The sequence below is a fragment of the Flavobacterium sp. HNIBRBA15423 genome, from assembly GCF_052655965.1.
In genome coordinates this window covers 3,613,966-3,637,235 of the sequence record NZ_CP199751.1, presented here as the reverse complement: position 1 = coordinate 3,637,235, position 23,270 = coordinate 3,613,966, and the positions used below count along the sequence as shown (strand labels likewise).

The following is a 23,270-nucleotide window of genomic DNA, read 5'->3' as shown; positions in this document are numbered from 1 at the left end:
ACTTTAAAAAAAGCGTGTTATAAAATTAATTCATGTATTTGTAATTGATTTTATTTTTAGAGCTTAGTTTAAAGCCACCTATAACATTATTCGCTGGATCATCAAGAATTTCAACATATGTTTTAATTAAACGTCCTGCTACATCATACTCAAAACGAGTTGCCAAACCATTATTACTTATGATTTCAGTAAGTTCGTCATTTTCATTATAGACATAACCTGTGATTGAAGAAGCAATAGGTCGAATCATTAAATCATCGAAATACACAGTTGTATTATCAATGGATGTAACATATACATAGTTGTCTAAATTAGCTATGCAATCGAAATAATGGGTTTTCAAAACCCACTCACCAGCAGTATAGTTTTCGCCATTAAATTCCATTACTCCAATCGTATTATAGCTATCATTTATAAATGTATTATAAATTCTTGCTTTAGCCGCATTATCTTTATGTACCCAAACAGATAATTTATATTTTCCAGCCCGATGTTGATTAATTTGTTGCATATAAACTCCAAATTCTGAAGTATTTGTGGCTTTTATTGAAAACTTACCTGTATGTGCTTTTTCATTTGTTATTTCTCCATTGGTGTTGCGAACTTCTTTGCCTATCCAAAAACCAGCATTCAAGAAAGAAGTTTCAACTCCAGAGTAAAACATTTCATTATAGGCTGCATTTCCAGTAGCAATTATTTTTGTATCATCAACATCCATTTTTGTAGCCGCTTTATTATTATTAATATCTTGAACTTCTAGTGGCATAGAATAATGGTCATACAAAGTTACTTCCGAAATTTGTTTCCACCTACTGTTAGTCTGAGGTAATCCAACACCCCAAACAAACCCGTCATCACCATTCTGTGAATCATAATTTGTAAAAATTCCATTAGAATCCGTTAAACCATTCCAAGTATAAGATTTGTGTTTTCTCCATATTTTTTCTTTACTTGTTTCTAAATCTGGGTCTGAAGTATTTCCTCCTACATCTTGGTAATTCCACTCATTATTCCAAGTGGTAATTCCTACTCCTGTAATTTTATCGATTCCGTTTTCTTCAAGGTAAGAATAGCTTACAGCATTTTGCGAAAGCATATTAGCGTTATTGACGTCATCGACTTTTGCACCCATACTTTGATATTTGGAATAGGCTGGTATAGTTTTTATCTTTACAACCCTACCATCACTAGTAACTGTTTTTGTTTCTAATGGACTACCTGTTAGAAAATCATATTTATCATAGGAAACAGTACTTGTAAAGTTATTTGAAGTTGAGGTAACCGTTTCTAATTTACTAGGATAAGAAATTTTGCTTGTTGATAATACATGCCAATTAATATTACTTCCATCGAATTTCATATATCTTGAACCATAAGATTCTTCTTTTACACCTGTTTCTCCATGATTGTCTAAATTAGTTTTATAATTTAAATCTTGAGCGTGTAATAATTGTCCTTTATTGTTGTAATTTTTAACACTTAACAAACGCCCTAAATCATTAAATTTAGTTTTTATTTCATATTTTAAAAAACGCAATTTGGGACCTGCTAAATTATTTTGTAATTGTTTAATGGTCATTTTATCTCCCGAAGAAAAGATATAATTAGCATCAGTATAAAAATTAGGAAGTGTTTCAAAGGAATACTCTGTTTTTCCTAACATTTCTGCAGTGCTTTTTCCATAATTTTCTACAGTAACATTTTTATACAAGATAACTGGAGGAGGTAGTTCTGAGGCATAAGGCACTATAACAGATTCTTTATAGGGAACAAAAGAAGTTGAACCAGAAGATTTGTAGTTAGGATTACTAGGATTTTTATCATAACTAGGTTTGTTGTAATAAAACTTTTGAGAGCCTTCTATTTGTCCATTTTGAATCATACTGATGGATTTAACTCTAATTCCACCACCTTTACCTTTATAAGGGGTATTAGAGGAGGCTAATCTGTAATTAAGAAAGATTCCTGGAGAAGTATGAGAAATATTTTTATTAAGTATAAACTGTTCTCCTTTACTTTCAGAACTCCATAATCCAGAGTTATTTGTAATTCTAAATGTAACTGTATTTTGTTCAATATTAGAAACTTGTCCCTTTAAACTATTTATATTTAAATTAACTGTTCCAAATACAGCGGAAGTTAAATGATTAAACTCTAGACTCACTTTCTCTTCAAAAGTAAAATAATCTAAAAAACTAGAAAAATTCTCTATTACAGCTTCATTAGGGTTTTTTGTTACTCGAAAATAAAGTTCGTTTGTGTTTGTATCTTTATAGATGTAAAAAGACAATCCCTTATTAAAAATTCTGGACGATAAAGAAGCAACAGCATTATAATCGTCAGATTCATAATCAATACGTAAATGACCTCCAGTGGGTGTAATAATTTCTCTAAGACTCCAAGCTGTAGGGTTGTCAGAATGATAACCCCAACCATCTTCTTTCTCCGTATCAAAAGGCATGTTTGAAGAATTGTAAAAAAATTGGTATTTTGGCATATAAGAAACTCCTTTTTTTCCTCTAAAATCAACACTGTTCAAAGTTAATCTTCCTTTACTGGCAGCAACTGAATTAGGTGAATTAGGCATTAAAGGATAAGTAGGGTCGTAATCAAAGTTAATAATCTTTACTGCATTTTCAGTAATATTTATTCCATTTATGTCATTAACATCTATTACGTTAGCGCTATTATGTATATCTATTTCTTTTAAAGTATTATTACTATTGTTAACATATGGATAAAAACCATTATAATAGTTAGTTTCCGAATACCAATTTTGATCGAATTTATGAGTTATTCTAAAACCAAAGTTTTTATATAAATAAGCTTTTTTAGTTTGTGTTAAATCTACTCCAGTAGATTTATTTATTATTAAATCTGAATTGTTTTTTACTAATATTATTTTATCTAATTTTAAAGAATAGTGTTTAGGAAAGTCTTCATATACTACCGTTTCTTTATAACCTTTAATTCCAGTAGTTACAGGTATATTATATAAAGAATAATCTAGTTGTGCAGCACCTGAGCCTGGACCACCACATCCTGGACAATAATTTTGTTCAACACCATTGAAATGTCTTGCACAGCTAAATAAATCAGAGCCTGGTGAATATTTAGAATTATAATTCTTTAGTTCTTTTCCAACAGCATCTTTTCTAATGCTTTTAACAAAATAGGCTGTATGAGTTCTTGTTCTTACAGCATCTAAATAATAAATTTGTTTTCTACCTCTATAATATTCATAACGATCATTGTTTTGACCATCTCCTTTTACAACATCATAATTACCTGAAGAACTTTGCCACATATAACCATCAGACCATTTTCCATAATCAAATTCAACCCAATACCCATAATCTTCTTTGTCCAGTACATTATTATTATTAAAGTCCACATAATCAGGTCCAGTAATGGCAGTTAATAACCAGTCTGTGGCATAAGATTCACCATTTTCAACTTCATAAAATTTATTGTTTTCATTAGCTGCTTCTGTGAAATTTTTGTAATAAGTTTCAAAGTGGATTACGGGTAAAGAATAATGATACGTTTTACCATCGGTATCTGTAATTCTAAATCCTCCAATTGACTCTAGTTGATAAGTTTGTGTATTACTTCTGTTTAAATTTTTCGCTTCAATAAAATGAATGTTATGTTGGGTTACATCAGAGTTTATTTGTGAATTTGTAAAGGATTCAACAAACTTTCCAGTTCTTTTTCTGAATCCATTTTTTAAAAGTATACCTTCATTTGTGGTGTATTCATTGTATAGGCCTGAATTACTAGTTTTCGAATGGAGGTATCTATTGTAATCTTGATCAGTTGCAACAGGATTATTCATTTCTCCAATAATGTCCCAATCTATATTAGTACGATTTACTCTTAAAAATGAACTATTAGAATTACTAAATTCAAAGAATAGTTTTGAATTGAGTTTCATTTCCAAATCAGTATAATTAATATACTGGTTATAAATTAAGTTATCAGTACTTAAAAAATATGTTTTATTTGCTGGTTCATGATATAAATTAAACTCTTCATTTACACTAGGTTCAATAGGTCCGCCTATTCCTTGTCCGCTTACAAAGTATTTATCAAAGTTTGGAAGCAAAGCATTATTGTATTTATATGATTTTTCAAAATTATTGATATCTAAAATATTTTCTTCTTCTTTGTTGTAAAGAATTAAAGGATTAGTATCGAAAATTAGTCCGTTACTAACAGCAGTATAAATATTTCCTGATGTAGGATAAAACATTCCATTAAATCTATTACTACTAAGTTTATACAAATCATAACTAACTTTTGTACGTCCATAATATATTCCAAATCCTCCATATTGTTCCACACTTGTTTGTATATTATAATCACTTGCTGTAACACTCGAACTTCCACTAGAAGCCCCTGTTCCATTAGAAGAAAAGCCAGAACCTTGTCTTTTAAAACTTTCAAAAGAAACACCATTAGAAACATTACTAGTAAGATTCTCTAAAGAGTCGGAATATCCTAAGCCAATACTCATACCTGCAGATCCAGCGCCAATAGTAGCCACTGCAGGACCTACACCATAGGTAACACTACCTCCAAAAGTTTTGTTGGAACCCCAATATGCTCCTACACCTAATGTTATACCATTATAATTTCCACCAATGCCAATTGTCTGGAAAGTTATTTCACCACCAGAATCATAGGCAAACTTATGTAGAGATCCATTTTCAACATCATCAGCAAAACCATTTACATTTCTATTTATAGCTCCAGGGTTTAATGCCCAACCAAGACCAACCCAAGAAGCTTCTTGATCCATTGCTACACCTGCTTTATAGGATAATGTTAAAGGATAACCTCCTTCAGGTGAAGGAACATTTAATAATGGTAAAGTATAGGACACATCACCAGTAGCTAGATTAACCATATCTGCTGCATCTACAGGTTCAAATGTTGCAGCTTCAAAAGCATTAGGTCCATTATTACTAGCATATAATAAATTTATAGGAAATAAGGAAGGTAAAAAGATAGCTAATAAAATTAGAGCAATTCTTTTGTGGAAGGGTTTTGGATTCTTCATATTTATATAATAAGTATGCTTATAAATTCAATTTTGGTTCGTTTTTTAGAGGTTGGGTTTGTACTTTAAATTTCACTTCTCCAGTATATAAACCTAAATCCTCAATCGTAAAATTTAAATAGTCTTCTTTTAAATAGTTTTTATCTCTAGGATAAACAATCAAAATAGTAGTAGAATTAGTCATGCCATACATTCTAGGATAGACAAAATCAGTCATGGCTAGCGTGTCTTTTTCAGGAGTAAAAACATGTACTTTTTCATCCATATTAAAAGCCAAATCATTTACCATTTGCCCAAATTGTGCCTTGTCTTTTACCACATTACTCAATAATTCTTGTCCATTTAAAGACATAGAAAGATTAAAATATAATTGTTTACCATATTTCTTTCTTAATTTTTCAACTTGTTCTTTCGAGTTAGAATCGCCTAATTCTTGTTGTACTAGTACATCGGTAGGACGGTATTGCAAAGTGTAATTCACGCCATTAATTTCTTTGGTATAGCAATACCCATTTTCTTCATCAGATAGAAATGCAAAAATTTCTTCTGTAGTATCAAAAGTTTTGGTACTGCAAGAAGAAAGAAAAAGGAGTATTAAAAAAAACAGGCTACTTCTTTTTGTCATATTGTGCGTTTAAGCCTTTCAGCACTTCATCTGTTAAATCAGAAGATTCATCTGCATACATAATATTGCCACCACCACTAGCACCAAAAATAATTTTATAGCCTTTGTCTTTGCCATATTCCTTTACATAATCATTAATATCATTAATAACGGTTTGTGTAGTTTTTTTATCTTCTTCTTGTATCTTTTTTTGAATAGCTTCTTGGTAACCATTTATTTGCTGTTGTTTATTACCTAAAAGTTCTTGTTTTAATTGTAGTTCTTTTGGAGTAAGAGAAGCTCTTTCCTTTTCATACGCCTGCAATTCTTTTTGCCAACTAGTAACTAAAGAGTCAACATTTGCTTTTAAAGTAGTTGCTTTTTTATCAAATTCAGCTTTAGCTACTTTTGTTCGGGAATAACCGTCAATTAGTTTGTTTACATCAACATACACTAATTCAGTACTACTTTTTGTAAAATAAATAGCAAGGCAACTTAACAAAAGAGCAATTAAACTAACAACTAATAGCACTTTAGACAAGTCTATTTTTTTAGAAGGATTTGGCTTCATTTTAACTTTTTTATTTAAATAAAATTCCCGCAAAAATAATACCATTTTTTAAATTACGAATGTTTTTATTTTAACTTTTTGTTAACTTTATTTTGAAATTATTTTTTAAAAAGTTTAATCATTGTACAACTACCTTTAAATAAGTGTTTTATGAATATAAAAAACAGTTGTATAGTAAATTTAGGATTAAGAATTATATTTGTATAACTATAATAGGATTTATTTAATAACCTGTATAGTTATTTTAGGACGGGTCAGGAGGGGTCAAGCTTCATCCTTACTTCATGCTTACTCCATATCAAAGCCATATCAAAGGTATGGATAGTGTATGGGAAAAGTATGAAAAAGACATTCTACTTGTAGAAGTAAATTAATTTCTTCCTTCTCCCATCTTCCTCTTCTAACTTTTAAACATATTTTCAGAAAACTAAACTCAAATTCATTAAATTTGCCTCTTAAAATTTTAAAAACTATGTTACAGGTAACATTTATTAGAGAAAACAAGGAAGAAGTAATCAAACGTTTAGCAAAAAGAAATATGGATGCTAAAGATTTGGTAGAAGTAGTCATTGCGTTAGACGAAAAAAGAAGAACAACTCAAGCTGAGTTAGACAACATTCTTGCAGAGTCCAATAAATTATCCAAAGACATAGGTGCTTTAATGAAAAGTGGAGAAAAAGCAAAAGCTGAAATTCTTAAGGAAAAAACCACTCAATTCAAAGGGCAAACTGAGGAATTAAAAGAAACTTTAAGTACTGTTACTGAGGAATTACAAGTAGAATTATATAAATTGCCTAACCTTCCAGCAGAGATTGTTCCTTTTGGTAAAACTCCAGAGGAAAATGAAAACATATTTGAAGAGGGAGAAGTTCCTGTATTGTTTGAAGGAGCATTGCCACACTGGGATTTAATTAAGAAATATGACATTGTAGATTTTGAACTAGGAACAAAAATTACTGCTCCTGGCTTTCCAGTATATAAAGGAAAAGGAGCAAAATTACAACGTGCCTTAATTTCTTATTTCTTGGATAAAAACATAGATGCAGGATATCAAGAATTTCAAGTGCCACATTTGGTAAATGAAGCATCAGCTTATGGAACAGGTCAATTACCAGATAAAGACGGACAAATGTATCATGATGCAAAAGACAATTTGTATTTAATTCCTACCGCAGAAGTTCCAGTAACTAATTTATTTCGTGATGTATTGGTAAACGAAAATGAATTGCCTATACTTTGTACAGGTTATACACCCTGTTTCAGAAGAGAAGCAGGTTCTTGGGGTGCACATGTTCGTGGGTTAAATCGTTTACATCAGTTTGACAAAGTAGAAATTGTAAGAATTGAACATCCTGATAAATCGTATGAAGCATTAGAAGGAATGGTAGAGCATGTAAAAGGGATTTTAAAAGAATTAAAATTGCCATATAGAGTATTACGTCTTTGTGGTGGAGATATGGGATTTGCGTCTGCTTTAACTTATGATTTTGAAGTATTTTCAACTGCTCAGGATCGTTGGTTAGAAATCTCTTCAGTATCAAATTTTGAGACTTTTCAATCAAATCGATTAAAATTACGTTTTAAAGATAAAGAAGGTAAAAATCAATTAGCACATACATTAAACGGAAGCTCATTGGCTTTACCTAGGGTTTTAGCAGGTATTTTAGAAAATTATCAAACTCCTGAAGGAATTGTAATTCCAGAAGTTTTGAGAAAATATACAGGTTTCGATATCATTAACTAAATAGTTAATCTTAATTTAATAATGTACTAATTTGACACAAAAGTGTTACTTTAGTACATTATTTGTTTTTTGAAAGTACAATGAAAAAAATCACGCTATTTATCATATTATCTTTTACACTAATTGTTCAATCACAAAATGAACAATTAGCACTTGATTATTATGAAAAAGGTGAATTTGAAAAAGCACTTACTTTATTAGAACAAATTGCATCAAAACAAACTTCAAATTATTATTTTTTTCAAAGAATTATCGATTGTTATCAGCAATTAGAACAATTTGATAAAGCTGAAAATGCAATTTTAGAAAGAAAAAAAAGATACGATCAGCCTATATTATATATTGATTTAGGGTATAATTACCAATTACAAAAACAAGAAGAAAAAGCCAAAAAACAGTATGAACTAGCAATAAAAGAAATCGAAAACCAACCGGCTTATGCTTACCAGCTAGGAAGTGGTTTTGAAAAAAAAGTGCTAGTAGACTGGGCATTGAAAGCTTATGAAAAGGGTCAAGAGATAAATCCTGAATTAAATTTTGATTACCAAATTGCTTTACTTCAAGGACAATTAGGCAATATTGAGTTAATGACCGATAAGTTATTAGACTTTGCTTATGAAAAACAAGACAATACTACAGTGGTACAAAATTATCTAACTCGTTTTATTGCAGATGAAGCTCAGAGTACTTTTTTAAACTATCTGAAAAAGACATTGTTAATTCGAACGCAAAAAAATCCAGATATTTATTGGAACCAATTTTTGAGTTGGTTATATGTACAACAAAAGGAGTATAGTAAAGCTTTTATTCAAGAAAAAGCTATCTATAAAAGAAACCCAGAAAGTTTTAATAGCATTGTTTCATTAGCATATATGGCTTTTGAAGATAAACAAAATGAAGAAGCAATTACAATTTTAAATTTTGTTTTAGAAAACACAAACGATAAGCTTCTTCAAGTTTCTGCTCATTCTTTTTTAATGAAAATAAAAATGGAAGAAGCTAATGTTAGTGACTATGCTGAAATAAATATAGAATTAGATGCTTTGTTAGAAAAATATGGATTTAATTCACACTCACTCGAATTAATAAAATTAGCAGCTCACTTTCAAGCATTCAATTTAAATAATCCAAAAGAAGCTATTGTTCTATTGAATAAAGCACTTGAGCTACGTTTAAACAGTAGAGAAACATCAGAAGTAAAAATGGAATTAGCCGATGTTTTACTATATGATGAAAAGTTCAATCAAGCTATTTTGTACTATGCTCAAGTTGAAGAAAACATGAAAAATGATGTCATTGCTCATGAAGCTAGCATGAAAATGGCTAAAGCTAATTATTATAAAAACGATTTTGATTGGGCTTTGCAACAAGTAAAGGTTTTAAAACAATCTTCTAGTTTGTTGATTGCAAACGATGCTGTTGAATTGTTTTTGCTAATAAAAGACAACTCTTATGAAGACAGTACAAGAGTGGCTTTAACAGCTTTTGCTAAGTCAGATTTACTTTTGTATCAAAATAAAGAAGACCAAGCGTTAAATGGTTTTGTTAGTATTTTAGATCAATATAAAGGAGATAGCATAGAGGATGAAACGCTATTTAAAATCGCAACTATTTATACAAGAAAAAAAGAATATCAAAAAGCACTTTCATATTATAAGCAAATACTCGATAATCATTCAGAGGGTATATATGTAGATGAAGCCTTGTTTTTTTCTGCCGAAATATATCATAAAGAATTAGATGATGTGGAAAATGCTAAACCGTTATATGAAAAAATGATTTTTGAGCATTCAGATAGTATCTATTTTACCGAAGCAAGAAAACAATTTAGAATTTTAAGAGGAGATGCAAATTTGTAATTCTAAGAAAAGAATAATAATAGTTTAAAATAAAGAGAATGATTATATATAATGTTACTATAAATATTGAAGAAAGCGTACATGATAGTTGGTTGCAATGGATGAGAAATAAACACATTGATGATGTTCTCTCAACAGGACTTTTTATAAGTGCTAGAATGGTAAAAGTATTGGTAGAAGAAGATATGGGAGGAACAACTTATTCTGTTCAATATTTTACAGATTCCAGAGCTAAATTAGAGGAATATTATAAAAATCATGCTCCACGATTACGTCAAGAAGGATTTAAACTTTTTGCAGATAAAATGCTTGCTTTTAGAACAGAACTTGAAGTAATGAGTGAACATTACGGTAAAGAAAATTAAAGCACAAGTCTTACCTTTCTCTGAAGTTATGATTTTCTTTTTTCTAACTTCTTTTTTCTAACTTCTAACTTCAAAAAATGTCAGTAAAAGCAAAAAAACATTTAGGACAACATTTCTTAACAGATGAAAGTGTTGCAAAAAATATAGCAAATACTTTATCCTTTACAGGGTACAAAAAAGTATTAGAAATAGGACCAGGAATGGGTGTGCTTACTAAATATCTTTTGGAAAAACCAATTGAAACAAACGTCATTGAAATCGATACCGAATCGGTGGCTTATTTAGAAGAAAATTACCCAAAACTACACGGACATATTATAGCGAAAGATTTTCTAAGATATGATTTAAATGAAGTTTTTAAGAATGAAGAATTTGCTGTAATTGGAAATTTTCCTTATAATATTTCAACTCAAATTGTTTTTAAAACGCTTGAAATGCGTGACCAAATCCCTGAATTTTCGGGGATGTTTCAAAAGGAAGTTGCAAAACGTATTTGTGAGAAAAAAGGAAGTAAAGTATATGGCATTTTATCGGTTTTAACCCAAGCTTTCTATGATGCAGAATATCTGTTTACTGTAGACGAACATGTTTTCGATCCACCACCAAAAGTAAAATCAGGAGTATTGCGATTAACTCGCAAAGAAAATTATCAATTACCATGTGATGAAAAGCTGTTTTTTTCAGTTGTAAAACAAGCGTTTAACCAACGTAGAAAAACCATGCGAAACAGTCTTAAAAGCATGATACATTCTGATAATTTAAAAGAAGATAGTATCTTTGACCTGCGTCCAGAACAACTTTCGTATGAACAATTTATAGAATTAACTCAAAAAATAGCGGCCGATGGAGTTTAAAATCAGTAAAGACCTTTTAAATGAATTAGAATTTCTCATTCAAGAAAATAAGGAAAAAGAAGTATTAGATTTACTTCAAGACATACACTTTGCTGATATTGCTGAAATTATGGGTGAACTTCAATCTCATGAGGCTATCTATGTTTTTAATGCTTTAGATTCCGAAAAAACAGCTGAAATTCTTCTAGAATTAGATGAAGAAGTTCGTGAAAAAATCCTTCGTAGTTTATCTGCAAAAGAAATTGCAGAAGAAATTGACGAATTAAGTACAGATGATGCTGCAGATATTATTGCCGAATTACCACAATCTAGAAAAGAAGAAGTAATCTCGGAACTTGAAGATGTAGAACACGCAAAGGACATTGTTGACTTATTACGCTATGACGAAGATTCTGCGGGTGGTTTAATGGCAAAAGAATTGGTAAAAGTCAACGAAAATTGGAACGTGCTAACTTGTGTAAAAGAAATGCGAACACAAGCGGAAAATGTGTCGCGTGTACATTCCATTTATGTGGTGGATGATGAAAATCGTTTAAAAGGAAGATTATCATTAAAGGATCTTTTAACAACTTCTACAAAAACACCCATTAGTGAAGTATATATTCCAAAAGTAGATTATGTAAAAGTAAATACCGAAAATGTTGAAGTTGCTCGAATCATGCAAAAGTATGACTTGGAAGCTATTCCTGTAGTTGATGAGTTAGGAAGATTAGTAGGTAGAATTACCATTGATGATATTGTAGATGTAATTAAAGAAGAAGCAGATAAGGATTACCAATTGGCAGCAGGTATCTCACAAGACGTTGAAGCCGATGATAGTATTTTAGAATTAACCAAAGCACGCTTGCCATGGTTGGTTTTAGCTTTATTCGGAGGTTTTGTTTCTGTTCGAGTTTTAGGAATATATGAACCAGCAATGGAAGAACATCGAACTTTATTCTTTTTTACACCACTTATTGCAGCAATGGCAGGAAATGTAGGAGTACAATCTTCAGCGATTATAGTTCAAGGTTTGGCAAACAATGCCTTGTCAGGCTCTTTATTAAACCGATTATTAAAAGAACTTTCCTTGAGTTTATTAAACGGGTCAATATTAGCAATTATATTAATGGTGGGAAGTCATTTTTTATTAGGGATTGATATTCTAACAGGTCTTACGGTGTCTTTAGCTTTACTTTCCGTTATTATTATGGCATCTTTAATAGGTACTTTTATTCCTATTATTTTAGATAAATATGGTGTTGATCCAGCACTCGCAACAGGACCATTTATCACAACCAGTAACGATATAATGGGAATTATAATTTTCTTTACAATTGCAAAAGCTATTTTAGGATTTTAATTTTTTCTCCAAAAATTAATTTCTAAACGGTAAAAATCAAAATATAATTATCTTTAACTTTTTTATTATAAAGATGAAACCAAACACAATCAAAATCCTACACATCGATTCTAATCATCCTTTACTTTGGAATCAATTAGAAGAAGCAGGTTTTCTTAATGAAACTGATTATTCGTCTTCTAAAGAAGAAATCGAAGCAAAAATTCACAATTATCAAGGAATTGTAATTAGAAGTCGTTTTAAAATTGATAAAACTTTTTTGAATAAAGCAACGAATCTTCAATTTATTGCAAGAGTAGGTGCTGGTTTGGAAAGTATTGATTGTGAATATGCAATTAATAAAGGCGTTCATTTAATTGCTGCACCAGAAGGTAATCGAAATGCAGTTGCAGAACATGCTTTAGGAATGATTTTGTCTTTATTTAATAATTTAAACAGAGCAAATACTGAGGTAAAATCGGGAAAATGGAATCGAGAAACTAATCGCGGTCACGAATTAGATGGCAAAACAGTTGGGATTATTGGTTATGGCAATATGGGGAAAGCATTTGCCAAAAAATTAAGAGGATTTGATGTCGAAGTTTTATGTTATGATATTTTATCAAATGTAGCTGATGCTAACGCGAAACAAGTAACTTTAGAAGAACTCCAACAAAAAACAGATGTCCTGAGTTTGCATATTCCTTGGACACCAGAAACCGATAAAATGGTTAATACTGATTTTATTAATGCTTTTGCAAAACCATTTTGGTTAATTAATACAGCTAGGGGAAAAAGTGTTGTTACAACAGATTTGGTTGAAGCTCTAAAAGCTAAAAAAATTCTAGGAGTTGGTTTAGATGTTTTAGAATATGAAAAATTATCTTTTGAAACACTATTTGAAGGAGAAAAGCCAGAAGCCTTTGATTACCTATTACAAGCTGAAAATGTTTTGTTAACTCCACATATTGCAGGTTGGACTTTTGAAAGCCATGAAAAGTTAGCACAAATTATTGTTAATAAAATTAAAGAGATTTATTTTGAACCAATTAAAAAAAATGAAGATATTCGTGTAACGGGAATTGGAGGAATATTTTTTAAAACAAATAATCCAAAAGCTGTAAAAGATTGGTATCAAAAACATTTAGGTTTAAATACAGATGATTATGGTTCAACATTTTGGTGGAAAGATAAGAACGGTGATGATTGTTCCACCCAATGGAGCCCATTTACAGCTGAAACTGACTATTTTGCACCTTCAAAAAAAGAGTTCATGCAAAACTTCAGAGTAAAAGATTTAGAAGGGCTTCTGAAAAAATTATCAAGTGAAAATGTAACAATTATTGGTGATATGCAGACTTATGAATATGGAAAGTTTGCTTGGATAATGGATTTAGAAGAAAATAAAATTGAACTTTGGGAACCAATAGATAGCGCTTTTAAATAATTAACTAATAATAATCAAACAAAAATGGAAACAACAAGACCAACAGAAGAATGGAATCAATCAACACAACCACAGCAACAAGAAAACAAAAAAGTAGTAGCTGGTGTTTGTGCTCTTTTATTAGGAGGAATAGGGGTTCATAAATTTATTTTAGGATATACAAATGAAGGTATAATTCAAATAGTACTTTCTATTGTTAGTTGTGGTGTTTTAGGTATTATTCCTTTTATCGAAGGTATTATTTATTTAACAAAAACTGATGAAGAATTTTATCAAACTTATCAGGTAAATAAGAAAGGCTGGTTTTAAATTTTAAAACGTTTTTTAAATTAGTTAGTTGAAGAATATTTTTTTAATATTGTTTTATTAACTAATTAGAAAAATTATGATTGAATGGTACAAAAAAGTAGTTTTAGAAAACTATGCAAATTTTAGTGGTAGAGCAAGAAGATCCGAATATTGGTATTTTGTACTTGCTAACTTGATTGTTCAAATATCTTTATTGATTCTGTTTGCTGTATTTGCTTCAATGGATTTAGCAGGAGTTGGAATGATTTTTTATGGAATATTGATTTTGTATGCTTTAGGTATGTTTATCCCATCTTTGGCTGTTGCTGTAAGAAGATTGCATGATGTTGGTAAAAGCGGGACTTTTTATTTTATTGGATTTATACCTTTTATTGGTCCAATTTGGTTGCTAGTCTTGTTTGGTACTGAAGGAGATAATGGTACAAATAAATATGGTCCAGATCCAAAAAATCCAATAGAAATAAATGAAATAGGAACAGAATAATAAATAATAAAGACAAAAAAGGCTCAAATTGAGCCTTTTTTATTTCTTTTTTTCTTCTTTTCGTTCTAATTCTGCTTGAAATTCTTCCATTACTGGTTTAACAGTGCTTTCTGGTAAATCAGCAATTTTTATATACATTAAACCATCTACTGCATTATTAAATAATGGGTCAACATTAAAAGCAACTACTCTTGCATTTTGTTTAATGTATTTTTTAATTAAAACAGGTAAACGTAGATTTCCTGGTTCTACTTCATCAATAATTTTATCAAACTTATTTAAATCAGCTTCAGTTTCATTAAAGACGAAATCTTTATCAGCATCTTTTAGTTTTACTTTATAATCTTTTTTAGGATGAATATATTGGGCAATATAAGGGTCATAGTAATGCGATTTCATGAACTCAATCATTAACGATTTTGAGAATTCAGAGAATTGATTACTAATACTCACACCACCTATTAAGAATTTATGTTCCGGATGACGTAATGTGGTATGAACAATACCTTTCCAAAGTAAAAATAAAGGCATTGGTTTTTGTTGGTATTCACTAATAATAAATGCACGACCCATTTCAATGGATTTACTCATCATGTCATACAATTCAGGTTCAAAACGAAATAAATCATGTAAATAAAAACCATCAATGCCATACTTTGTATAAATTTGAGAACCTAATCCCATTCGATAAGCACCAGCAATCATTTGAGCATCTTCGTCCCATAAAAACATGTGATGATAATATTTGTCATATTTATCTAAGTCAATAGGCTCATTTGTTCCTTCTCCAACTTCTCTAAAAGTGATTTCTCTTAAACGACCTATTTCATGAAGTATGTTTGGAATTTTGTCTGCAGTAATTAAAAAGACCTCATAGTTTTTACTTTGTAATAAGCGACAGTTTTGCTCTCTTAAAGAAGTAATTTCTTCTAAAATTTGATCATGATTAGCGGGTTTTACAATCTGTTTTGGGCTTTTAGGTAACTTTAAAGATGAGGTGTTTATTAATTTATGCTCTTTTTCAAAAGCATTTGAAAGCATATACGTTTTCTTACGTAAAAATTCTCCATATTCTACAATGGAAGTAAACTCATTTTGCTCAGCTACAGTAATAGGTTTTCCAATTCTCACTTTTATAACTCTCTTTTTTTGAGTTAAAAGTTCGCTAGGTAATTTAGCTGTTCTTAGAGTATCATTTAATCTAGATAGGAAATAAAAAAGAGTACTGTTTTTAGCATGAAAATAAATTGGTACAACAGGAACATTTGCCTTCTTAATTATTTTTATAGCGCCTTCTTCCCAAGGTTTGTCAACTACTATTTTACCGTCTTTATAAGTAGATACTTCTCCAGCTGGGAAAATACCTAATGGTTTCCCATCTGATAAATGTCTAAGTGTTTCTTTTACACCTATTATGCTAGATTTTGCATCCTTGTGGTTTTCAAAAGGATTAACTGGCATGATGTAGGGTTTCATAGGTTCAATTCTATGTAAAAGAAAATTAGCTATGATTTTAAAATTAGGCTCTTTTTCAAGCATTAATTTTAAAAGCAAAATGCCATCAATTCCTCCTAGAGGATGATTAGAAATGGTAATGTAAGCACCATCTTTGGGAAGACGTTTAAAATCTTCCTCTGGAATTTCAAATTTAATTTGGAATTCGTCTAATATACCATTTAGAAACGCTACTTCACTTAGATGTTTGTTTCTATCATAGACTTTATTGAGAGTAGATATTTTAAGAACTTTCATAAGTAACCATCCTGAAAAAGTTCCTAAAAAACCATATTTATCAGCATTTATAGCTTTGGCTACTTCTTTGGCAGTGACTAATCCCATTTATTTTTTTTTTGAGCGAAAAACAAAGATAACAATTCTACTTAATATCAAAGGCAAATATAATGGCATTACTTAAAACTATTTCAAAAAAGCGATTTTAATTAATGTTAATGTCTTATAATTTTTTTTAAAATTAGCCCTCTTTTTAGTACTTTTGGTCCATATCCAAAAAGAAAACATGAAGATAATTTCATACAACGTAAACGGAATAAGAGCAGCAATAACTAAAGGCTTCTTAGACTGGTTACAACAAGCAAATCCAGATGTTATTTGCCTTCAAGAAATAAAAGCAACTGAAGATCAAATTCCTAAACTTGAAATTGCAGCAGCAGGGTATCCTTATCAATATTATTTCTCAGCTCAAAAAAAAGGATACAGTGGTGTGGCTATTTTATCAAAAATAGAACCTAAAAACATTGTCTTTGGCACAGGAATTGATCACATGGACAGTGAGGGTAGAAATATACGAGTAGATTTTGATGAATTATCGGTAATGAGTTTATACTTGCCTTCAGGTACTAATATTGACCGATTAGATCATAAATTTAAATACATGGATGATTTTCAGATATATATAAATCATTTGCGGGTTGAAATTCCAAATTTGGTAATTTGTGGAGACTATAATATTTGTCATGAAGCTATAGATATTCATGATCCTATTCGAAACGCAAAGGTTTCTGGTTTTTTACCTGAAGAAAGAGCTTGGTTAGACGGGTTCATGAAAAATGGATTTATTGATACTTTTCGTCATTTAAATAAAGAACCACATAATTACAGTTGGTGGAGTTATAGAGCTAATGCTAGAAATAATAATAAAGGATGGAGAATCGATTATTGTTTAGTAGCTGAACCATTGCGAGATAAAATAGAAAGAGCATTAATTTTGCCTGAAGCCAAACATTCAGACCATTGTCCGGTTTTAGTAGAGATTAATTAAATTTTTGTTCTTTTGGGGTTTTCTCTTGCTGTACAATGTATCTTTATTAATTTTGTCATATTGAATGGAGTTGAGATGTTAAAAACTAAAAAGAATATCATTCTCGTTAGAATAAAAACCTATAATATTAAAATAAAATAATAACAAGAAATCATTATGATTAAAAAAATTGCCCTTGCCATAGTAGTTTTAGGAATAACTACTTCATGTGTGTCAAAGAAAATCTATCAAGATTTAGAAAGCAAATATGCTGATTTAAAGAAAGAAAGAAACGCATTAGCTGATGAAAAGGAAGGTTTAGAAGCTTCAAAAAATCAGTTGGAATTAGATAAGAATAATTTAGAAACTGAATTAAGTAAAGTAAAATCAGAGCGTGATAAATTAGCTGCGGATTATGAAGCAACAAAGAAAAATTTAGACAATTTAAAAGCCTCGTATGCCGCTTTAGAAAAAAATAGTAGTGATGCTTTAGATAGCAATATGAAGAAAAATCGTGAATTGTTAGCCGAATTAGAAGCAAAACAAAAAACACTTAATGCAGAACAAGATAGATTAAATAAATTAAAAGCAGATTTAGAAGCTTCATCAACTCGTTTAGCTGAACTAGAAAAAATGATGGCTGATAAAGATGCAGCGATGAAAAAGTTAAAAGAAACATTATCAAAAGCCTTGAATGCCTTTGAAGGAAAAGGATTAACTATAGAGCATCGTAATGGTAAAGTTTATGTTTCTATGGAAAATAAATTATTATTTGAATCTGGAAGTTGGACAGTAGGATTAGAAGGTAAAAAAGCAGTAAAAGCATTAGGAGATGTATTAGGACAAAATCCAGAGATTTCAGTTTTAATTGAAGGACATACAGACAATGATAAGATTACAGGAACTATAGGTGGTGGAGTGGAAAATAACTGGGATTTATCTACAAAGAGAGCTACAGCTATTGTGAATATTTTATCAGAAAATAAAGCTATTGATAAAAAGAATTTAACAGCAGCCGGTAGAGGAGAATATGCTCCATTAAAATCTAATGAAACTGCAGAAGGAAAAGCAAAAAATCGACGTATTGAAATTATTTTAACTCCTAAGTTAGATGAAATTTCTAAATTGATGAACGAATTGTAATTCAGCAAAAGTTCAATTAATTCAATTAAATATAAATTAGAAAACCTGCTAGTAGTTCTACAAAGCAGGTTTTTTCTTTTGCATAAACTCCTTAACTTTACAACTTAAAGATTTTGAAAACAACATAAGAGTAAAATGAAATACACTACTTTACCTACAACGGATATAAAAATTAGTAAAATATGTTTGGGAACGATGACTTTTGGTAATCAAAATACTGAAACCGAAGCTCATTCACAATTAGATTATGCTATTGAAAAAGGAATTAATTTTATTGATACTGCCGAAATGTATCCTATTGGAGGGAACGAACATATTTTTGGAAGTACGGAAAGATACATAGGAACATGGCTTACTAAAATTGGAAAAACAGAAAGAGAAAAACTAGTTGTTGCTACTAAAATTGCTGGTCCAAACAGAGGAATGGAATACATTAGAAAACCATTGGATTTTTCCAAAAAGAGTATCACCGAAGCAGTTGAGTTGAGTTTAAAAAATCTGCAAACCGATTATATCGACCTGTATCAAATGCATTGGCCAGAACGTATAATGAATATGTTTCAAAAAAGAGGTTTACAAGAATTAGATACCAATTGGCAATACTCTATCTTAGAAATATTACATGTTTTTGATGGGTTAATAAGAGAAGGAAAAATAAAACACATAGGCGTTTCTAATGAAAACCCTTATGGAGTGATGCGTTATTTGGTAGAAAGTGAAAAATACAATTTACCAAGAATTGTTTCTATTCAAAATCCTTATTCTTTATTGAATAGATTGTATGAAGTAGGGTTAAGTGAAATGTGTATGCGTGAAAAAGTAGGATTGTTAGCTTATTCACCTCTAGGCTTTGGATTTCTTTCAGGAAAGTATTTAGACGGTATGAAACCTGAATATCGTATGGCTATGTTTCCTAATTTTAAAAGGTATACCAATGAAAATTGTTATAGAGTAACTCAATTATACAAAGACTTAGCAGTAGCAAATAATATGACTTTGTCTCAAATGGCTTTGGCTTTTGTAAACCAACAAGATTGTGTTACTTCAACAATCATAGGTGCTACAACAATAGAACAATTAAAAGAAAATATTGCTGCCTTTACTACTGTTTTGTCTAAGGAAATATTAGAGAAGATTGAAAATATTCAAGAAATGATACCTAATCCTGCTCCATAAATTAATATACTATAATGTAGTGACTCTTTCAAGTATTTTGGAAGAGTCTTTTTTTTTAATTTCTTTAAATATTTTATAGGGTGTTGTAAGTTAATGTGTTATGACATGTATAGAAAATCTATTAGTATTGTTAAATATGATTTTTAGTGGTAAAAAACATGAACTAATATGATTTTGAATTGGTTTTTAAGTTATCTTAGGATTATAAAATTTTAGTTAATTAATTTATTTACTAAAGTATTATATCAAACAAATAACAAACAAACAAAACAACATTTATGAGAAAAACTACCACATTACTTAACTATGTAATGACACTAGGAATGCTATTAGGCATTTTTCAACAGCTACAAGCACAATTCAACGAAGATGCTCCATGGATAAAAAACTTGGATGTCTCAGCAAAAAAAGGAAAACTGACTATTAATGAAATGGTTGCTTCTTTTAACCAATATTGGTTAACACATGACAAAAATAAAAAAGCTTCTGGGTATAAACCCTTTATGAGATGGGAATACCATTGGAGAAATAATGAACACCCAGACGGAACTATAATTACCCCACAAGAAATTGAAGCTGCTTGGCAAATGAAAAAAAGCCAAATACATAAAAAACAAACTGAAACAGCCTTAAAGGCTAGTAATTGGCAACCTGTAGGTCCATTCACTCATACTATAAATGGATCATGGTCAGCTGGTCAAGGAAGGGTAAATGTGGTGTATGTAGATCCAAATAATGCTAATGTCATATATGTAGGAACACCAGCAGGAGGAATTTGGAAAACCACTAATGGAGGCACAACATGGAATCCGCTCTCTGATGACTTACCTCAAATAGGAGTTTCAGGGATTGTAACCGATAAATCCAATTCGAATATAATTTATATTGCAACAGGAGATAAAGATGCAGGCGATACTTATTCCATTGGAGTTTTAAAATCTACAAATGGTGGAGCTACTTGGAATACAACTGGATTATCATTTACTAATACTTCTACAAGAGCCGGGGATATTTATATGCATCCTACAAATTCAAATATTCTTTGGGTAGCTACTAGTGTAGGCGTTTACAAAACGATTAATGCTGGAAGTTCTTGGACTAATGTTTTAGCGGGAAATATTAAAGATATCAAATTGAAACCAGGAGATCCTAATACAATTTACGCTGTTACTTCATCAACATTTTATAAATCCACAAATTCAGGAGATTCTTTCACACAAATTTCCACAGGATTACCAGCAACTTCAGGAAGATTAATAATTGATGTTACTCCTGCAAATGCTAACTATGTTTACTTGTTAAGTGCTAATACATCTTCAAATTCATATTCGTTTCAAGGGTTGTATCGATCCACAAATAGTGGAAATTCTTTCACTAAAACAACATCTACAACAAATATTTTTGAAGGATCACAAGCTTGGTATGATTTAGCATTAACGGTATCACCTACCAATGCCGATTTAGTTTTTACAGGTGTGCTAAATATATGGAAAAGTACTAATGGAGGAACTTCATTTACAAAAGTAAATAATTGGAGTAGTCCCACAGCCTCAACATATACACATGCAGATATTCATTTTTTAAGATATTATGGCAATAAATTATATTGCGGAAGTGATGGAGGTATATATGAATCTTCAGATGATGGGGTTTCATTCACAAGCAAAACTGCAGGATTGCAAATAGGTCAATTTTACAAAATAGCAGTAGCTAAACAAACTTCTGCTAACATGGTTGGAGGGTTACAAGATAATGGAGGATATGGCTACAGTGGGAATCAGTGGAAAAACTATTATGGAGCTGATGGAATGGATACGGCTGTTGATCCTAACAATAGTAATAAATTTTATGGTTTCATACAAAATGGAGGAGGTTTATATATTTCTGTTAATGGTGGAAATAGTTTAAATACAAGTGTAAATATGCCAAGTGGGGAAACAGGTAATTGGGTTACACCATTGACTATTAATTCAACTGGGCAAGTTTTTGCAGGTTATAAAAAAGTATATCGTTTAAATGGGAGTTCGTGGATTGCTGGAAATACTGCTTTTCCCACTGCCATAGAAAACGTAATTATTGATCCTTCTAATGATAATATAATGTATGTTTCTGATGCAGCCAAATTATATAAAAGTACTGATGCAGGAGTAAATTTTTCTTTGGTGTACACTTTTCCTACAACAGTTAAGAATATTTGTGTGCATTCCTCTAATAGCGCTATTGTTTATGCTGTTACTCAAGGAACATCGGGTCAAGTATATCAATCAAGCAATGGAGGGATTTCTTTTACAAGTAATAGTGCAGGACTTCCTTCTATAGGTAAAAACGTAATTGTGCATCAGGGACAAGACCTTAACAATACACTTTATTTAGGAACTACTTTAGGAATTTATCATAAAGATGATACAATGTCTTCTTGGTTGCCTTTTGATTCAAATTTACCAAATGTATCTGTAACCGATCTAGAAATCAATTATGTAGATAATAATCTTACAGCAGCAACTTATGGAAGAGGAATTTGGAGGACTTCTTTAGGAGCAACTTCAGATACAATAGTTCCAACAACTCCAACAGCTTTATCCGCTTCTGGAACTACTCAAACTAGTACAAATTTAAATTGGACAGCTTCATCAGACAATGTAGGAGTAACTGTTTATGACATTTTTAGTGGTGCTACTAAAATAGGTTCTTCGGCAACTACTTCTTATAATGTTACAGGTTTGACAGCAGCTACGACCTACTCCTTTTCTGTAAGAGCTAAAGATGCTGCTGGAAATGTTTCTGGAGCTAGTAATACGGCTTCTATTACAACACTAAATAATTCAGTAACTTATTGTGCTTCAAATGGTCAAAATGCTACAGAAGAATACATTGGTAGAGTCGTTTTTGGAACTATTAATAATGCGTCAACTGGAACTGCTGGTTATGAAAATTTCACTTCAATTGCTACAAATGTTACTCGTGGAAGTGCTTATACTATAACAATTACACCTGTTTGGCCAGAATCAACATATTCAGAAGGATATGCCGTTTGGATTGATTACAATATGGATGGAGATTTTACAGATAGTGGAGAATTAGTTTGGTCTAAAGCTACTTCAACAGCAACTCCTGCTTCAGGATCATTTACTATTTCAAGTACGGCTCTTTTAGGATCAACAAGAATGCGTGTTTCTTTGAAATATAACGGAATACCTACAGCCTGTGAATCTTTTTCTTATGGACAAGTGGAAGATTACACAGTAAATATTGTAGCTGGTTTACCAGTAGCTCCTGATGTAAACGCTTTAAATAACAATCAAGTTAAAATTGAGAGCAGTTCTATAGTTTTAAAATTATACCCTAATCCTGTCGAAGATTATTTAAATCTAGATATTGTAGGTTTTAAATCCAATGTGTTCTCTTACGAAATAATAAATTACCAAGGGAGAATTGTAAAATCAGGTATATTAGAAAGTGCTGGCCTTGATGTTAGTTCACTAAATCAAGGTGTCTTTTTCTTAAAAATAATTAAAGAAGAAGCGATTATTTTTGAAGAATTTATTAAAAAATAAAGCATAATGTTGATTA

General features: G+C 30.6%; 15 protein-coding genes and 1 pseudogene. 12 read left to right on the top strand and 4 right to left on the bottom strand.

Annotated elements, in window-relative coordinates:
- Positions 1 to 25: 25 nt before the first annotated feature.
- From ACULEV_RS16215 to ACULEV_RS16205, 3 genes are read right to left on the bottom strand one after another with little or no spacing between them, the layout of a single operon-like run.
- The gene (locus tag ACULEV_RS16215) at positions 26 to 5,065 is read right to left on the bottom strand and encodes an RHS repeat domain-containing protein (RefSeq protein WP_445456089.1); all 5,040 of its coding nucleotides are present in this window, start codon (positions 5,063 to 5,065) and stop codon (positions 26 to 28) included.
- 19 nt (positions 5,066 to 5,084) lie between these two features.
- Positions 5,085 to 5,690 (bottom strand): hypothetical protein, encoded by a 606-nt coding sequence (locus ACULEV_RS16210; RefSeq protein WP_445456088.1) that lies wholly within the window; start codon positions 5,688 to 5,690, stop codon positions 5,085 to 5,087.
- Entirely contained in the window at positions 5,674 to 6,240 is a 567-nt protein-coding gene (locus ACULEV_RS16205; RefSeq protein WP_445456087.1) for an OmpH family outer membrane protein, read from the bottom strand. Before ACULEV_RS16205 ends, ACULEV_RS16210 begins: the two co-directional genes overlap by 17 nt.
- Before the next feature lie 472 nt (positions 6,241 to 6,712).
- Here ACULEV_RS16205 and serS point away from each other — a divergent pair, with 472 nt between their 5' ends.
- The 8 genes and pseudogenes from serS to ACULEV_RS16165 all read left to right on the top strand — a co-directional run bounded on the left by serS (position 6,713) and on the right by ACULEV_RS16165 (position 14,623).
- Complete coding sequence (gene serS / locus ACULEV_RS16200; RefSeq protein ID WP_445456086.1) at positions 6,713 to 7,984, top strand: serine--tRNA ligase; 1,272 nt, start codon at positions 6,713 to 6,715, stop codon at positions 7,982 to 7,984.
- Between the two features lie 80 nt (positions 7,985 to 8,064).
- On the top strand, positions 8,065 to 9,843 hold the full coding sequence (locus ACULEV_RS16195; RefSeq protein WP_445456085.1) for a tetratricopeptide repeat protein: 1,779 nt from the start codon (positions 8,065 to 8,067) through the stop codon (positions 9,841 to 9,843).
- Positions 9,844 to 9,881: 38 nt separating this feature from the next.
- Positions 9,882 to 10,208 (top strand): DUF4286 family protein, encoded by a 327-nt coding sequence (locus ACULEV_RS16190; RefSeq protein ID WP_445456084.1) that lies wholly within the window; start codon positions 9,882 to 9,884, stop codon positions 10,206 to 10,208.
- A 77-nt stretch (positions 10,209 to 10,285) separates the two neighbouring features.
- Positions 10,286 to 11,062 (top strand): 16S rRNA (adenine(1518)-N(6)/adenine(1519)-N(6))-dimethyltransferase RsmA, encoded by a 777-nt coding sequence (gene rsmA, locus ACULEV_RS16185; RefSeq protein ID WP_445456083.1) that lies wholly within the window; start codon positions 10,286 to 10,288, stop codon positions 11,060 to 11,062.
- Complete coding sequence (mgtE, locus tag ACULEV_RS16180) at positions 11,052 to 12,404, top strand: magnesium transporter (RefSeq protein WP_445456082.1); 1,353 nt, start codon at positions 11,052 to 11,054, stop codon at positions 12,402 to 12,404. The genes rsmA and mgtE overlap by 11 nt, the downstream gene beginning before the upstream one ends.
- A 73-nt stretch (positions 12,405 to 12,477) precedes the next feature.
- Positions 12,478 to 13,422: pseudogene (locus tag ACULEV_RS16175) on the top strand (2-hydroxyacid dehydrogenase); the annotation flags it as partial.
- 432 nt (positions 13,423 to 13,854) lie between these two features.
- On the top strand, positions 13,855 to 14,139 hold the full coding sequence (locus ACULEV_RS16170; protein WP_445456081.1) for a TM2 domain-containing protein: 285 nt from the start codon (positions 13,855 to 13,857) through the stop codon (positions 14,137 to 14,139).
- 76 nt (positions 14,140 to 14,215) lie between these two features.
- A complete protein-coding gene (locus ACULEV_RS16165; protein WP_445456080.1) occupies positions 14,216 to 14,623 on the top strand; it encodes a DUF805 domain-containing protein in 408 nt (135 codons plus the stop codon).
- Between the two features lie 39 nt (positions 14,624 to 14,662).
- On the opposite strand, the gene ACULEV_RS16160 is transcribed toward ACULEV_RS16165, so the two are convergent.
- Positions 14,663 to 16,462, bottom strand: a complete 1,800-nt coding sequence (locus tag ACULEV_RS16160) for a GNAT family N-acyltransferase (protein ID WP_445456079.1) — start codon at positions 16,460 to 16,462, stop codon at positions 14,663 to 14,665.
- A 178-nt stretch (positions 16,463 to 16,640) separates the two neighbouring features.
- On the opposite strand from ACULEV_RS16160, the gene ACULEV_RS16155 reads away from it, so the two are divergent.
- The 4 genes from ACULEV_RS16155 to ACULEV_RS16140 all read left to right on the top strand — a co-directional run bounded on the left by ACULEV_RS16155 (position 16,641) and on the right by ACULEV_RS16140 (position 23,254).
- Entirely contained in the window at positions 16,641 to 17,402 is a 762-nt protein-coding gene (locus tag ACULEV_RS16155) for an exodeoxyribonuclease III (RefSeq protein ID WP_445456078.1), read from the top strand.
- Positions 17,403 to 17,558: 156 nt separating this feature from the next.
- Positions 17,559 to 18,524 (top strand): OmpA family protein, encoded by a 966-nt coding sequence (locus ACULEV_RS16150; RefSeq protein WP_445456077.1) that lies wholly within the window; start codon positions 17,559 to 17,561, stop codon positions 18,522 to 18,524.
- Positions 18,525 to 18,659: 135 nt separating this feature from the next.
- Positions 18,660 to 19,700, top strand: a complete 1,041-nt coding sequence (locus tag ACULEV_RS16145) for an aldo/keto reductase (protein ID WP_445456076.1) — start codon at positions 18,660 to 18,662, stop codon at positions 19,698 to 19,700.
- A 278-nt stretch (positions 19,701 to 19,978) separates the two neighbouring features.
- On the top strand, positions 19,979 to 23,254 hold the full coding sequence (locus tag ACULEV_RS16140; RefSeq protein WP_445456075.1) for a GEVED domain-containing protein: 3,276 nt from the start codon (positions 19,979 to 19,981) through the stop codon (positions 23,252 to 23,254).
- Positions 23,255 to 23,270 lie beyond the last annotated feature (16 nt).

What these genes read in the sequence shown, in the direction of transcription:
- ACULEV_RS16215 (WP_445456089.1), bottom strand. Translation starts at nt 5,065, where the DNA reads ATGAAGAATCCAAAACCCTTCCACAAAAGAATTGCTCTAATTTTATTA.
- ACULEV_RS16210 (WP_445456088.1), bottom strand. Translation starts at nt 5,690, where the DNA reads ATGACAAAAAGAAGTAGCCTGTTTTTTTTAATACTCCTTTTTCTTTCT.
- ACULEV_RS16205 (WP_445456087.1), bottom strand. Translation starts at nt 6,240, where the DNA reads ATGAAGCCAAATCCTTCTAAAAAAATAGACTTGTCTAAAGTGCTATTA.
- serS (WP_445456086.1), top strand. Translation starts at nt 6,713, where the DNA reads ATGTTACAGGTAACATTTATTAGAGAAAACAAGGAAGAAGTAATCAAA.
- ACULEV_RS16195 (WP_445456085.1), top strand. Translation starts at nt 8,065, where the DNA reads ATGAAAAAAATCACGCTATTTATCATATTATCTTTTACACTAATTGTT.
- ACULEV_RS16190 (WP_445456084.1), top strand. Translation starts at nt 9,882, where the DNA reads ATGATTATATATAATGTTACTATAAATATTGAAGAAAGCGTACATGAT.
- rsmA (WP_445456083.1), top strand. Translation starts at nt 10,286, where the DNA reads ATGTCAGTAAAAGCAAAAAAACATTTAGGACAACATTTCTTAACAGAT.
- mgtE (WP_445456082.1), top strand. Translation starts at nt 11,052, where the DNA reads ATGGAGTTTAAAATCAGTAAAGACCTTTTAAATGAATTAGAATTTCTC.
- ACULEV_RS16170 (WP_445456081.1), top strand. Translation starts at nt 13,855, where the DNA reads ATGGAAACAACAAGACCAACAGAAGAATGGAATCAATCAACACAACCA.
- ACULEV_RS16165 (WP_445456080.1), top strand. Translation starts at nt 14,216, where the DNA reads ATGATTGAATGGTACAAAAAAGTAGTTTTAGAAAACTATGCAAATTTT.
- ACULEV_RS16160 (WP_445456079.1), bottom strand. Translation starts at nt 16,462, where the DNA reads ATGGGATTAGTCACTGCCAAAGAAGTAGCCAAAGCTATAAATGCTGAT.
- ACULEV_RS16155 (WP_445456078.1), top strand. Translation starts at nt 16,641, where the DNA reads ATGAAGATAATTTCATACAACGTAAACGGAATAAGAGCAGCAATAACT.
- ACULEV_RS16150 (WP_445456077.1), top strand. Translation starts at nt 17,559, where the DNA reads ATGATTAAAAAAATTGCCCTTGCCATAGTAGTTTTAGGAATAACTACT.
- ACULEV_RS16145 (WP_445456076.1), top strand. Translation starts at nt 18,660, where the DNA reads ATGAAATACACTACTTTACCTACAACGGATATAAAAATTAGTAAAATA.
- ACULEV_RS16140 (WP_445456075.1), top strand. Translation starts at nt 19,979, where the DNA reads ATGAGAAAAACTACCACATTACTTAACTATGTAATGACACTAGGAATG.